The 1,631-nt window shown below is 59.3% G+C and carries 1 tRNA gene and 2 rRNA genes; all 3 read right to left on the bottom strand.

What is annotated here, in order from left to right:
- Positions 1 to 187, bottom strand: a 23S ribosomal RNA gene (locus tag EAF64_RS20635); the annotation flags it as partial.
- A gap of 170 nt (positions 188 to 357) precedes the next feature.
- Positions 358 to 422 (bottom strand) — tRNA-OTHER (locus EAF64_RS20630).
- 119 nt (positions 423 to 541) lie between these two features.
- A 16S ribosomal RNA gene (locus tag EAF64_RS20625) occupies positions 542 to 1,631 on the bottom strand; the annotation flags it as partial.

The following is a 1,631-nucleotide window of genomic DNA, read 5'->3' as shown; positions in this document are numbered from 1 at the left end:
TGCCGGTACTGAGATGTTTCAATTCCCGGCGTTCCCCATTGCGCGAAGCAATTGCGGTGGGGATTCCCATTCGGAGATCCTGAGTTCTTCGCCTCCGTGCGGCTCCCTCAGGCTTATCGCAGCTTGGCACGTCCTTCGTCGGCGCTCGAGCCGAGCCATCCACCAAGAGGCATAGTAGCCAATTGATGTCGGACACACGTTCCACGATGAAACGGGTCCAGTTGACGTCTGGATTGCACGTACACACGGTCGTCATCGTTCACACGCGGCGGTTGTGCGTGCGACATCGTACCCTTCCCAACCACGCTTTCGCGGGATGGTGCATCGGTTGCGCGAACGGGATCGCCGTCCGCGGTAGTGACCGACCCGGAATCGAACCGGGGCAACCGCAATGCGGTGCTCTTCCATTGAGCTACCGGTCTGCCCTCGTGAGAGGGTGTGAACCTCGACAGTTCAGCGGCCAGCCGAAGTGGCTGGCTATCACCATTCCTGTCCGAAGACAGGACGAGTGGGCTGGGGCGTCGCCCCAGTCCCGGTCTGTAGGAGGTGATCCAGGCCCAGATTCCCCTAGGCCTACCTTGTTACGACTTAAGCCCCCTTGCGAAGCCCAGATTCGACCACCGCATGGTGGCCTCATCCGGACCTCACTCGGGTGCTTTGACGGGCGGTGTGTGCAAGGAGCAGGGACGTATTCGCCGCGCGCTAATGACACGCGACTACTACCGAATCCAGCTTCATGCGGGCGGGTTTCAGCCCGCAATCCGAACTACGACCGAGTTTCGGAGATTAGCGTCCCCTCTCGGGGTAGCAACCCTTTGTCTCGGCCATTGTAGCCCGCGTGTTGCCCAGCACATTCGGGGCATGCTGACCTACCGTTGCCCGTTCCTTCCTCCACGTTAGCCGTGGCGGTCTTCCTAATGTACCCAGCCAACGCATGGTTGCTGCTGGCAATTAGGAACACGGGTCTCGCTCGTTGCCTGACTTAACAGGATGCCTCACGGTACGAGCTGACGGCGGCCATGCACCTCCTCTCAATGGCTCCAATAAGGTCATCAACCTGATCTTCACTGCACATTGTCGGTGCTGGTGAGATGTCCGGCGTTGAGTCCAATTAAACCGCAGGCTCCTCCGGTTGTAGTGCTCCCCCGCCAATTCCTTTAAGTTTCATCCTTGCAGACGTACTTCCCAGGCGGCTCGCTTGCGTCTTCACTTCGGCACAGCACAGGCTCGTGGCCTGTGCCATACCTAGCGAGCATCGTTAACAGCTGGGACTACCCGGGTATCTAATCCGGTTCGAGACCCCAGCTTTCGTTCCTCACCGTCGGATCCGTGCTCTCGAGGTGCTTTCGCCATCGGTAGTCCGTTCAGGATTATGGGATTTCACTCCTACCCCGAACGTACTCCTCGAGTCTCCCGGTCCCAAGCCACGCAGTTTTCGCCGGACGCCTGCCCGTTAAGCGGGCAGATTTCCCGACGAACTTGCGTGGCCGGCTACGAACGCTTTAGGCCCAATAAGAGCGGCCATCACTCGAACTGCCGGTATTACCGCGGCGGCTGGCACCGGTCTTGCCCAGTTCTTGTTCCTGTACCACCTTACGGTACAGAAAAGCGAGGACTGTATGCCCTCGCAC

The sequence above is a fragment of the Halorientalis pallida genome, assembly GCF_004118325.1.
In the GTDB taxonomy this organism is placed as follows: domain Archaea; phylum Halobacteriota; class Halobacteria; order Halobacteriales; family Haloarculaceae; genus Halorientalis; species Halorientalis pallida.
This window is presented reverse-complemented; position numbering and strand designations above follow the sequence as displayed.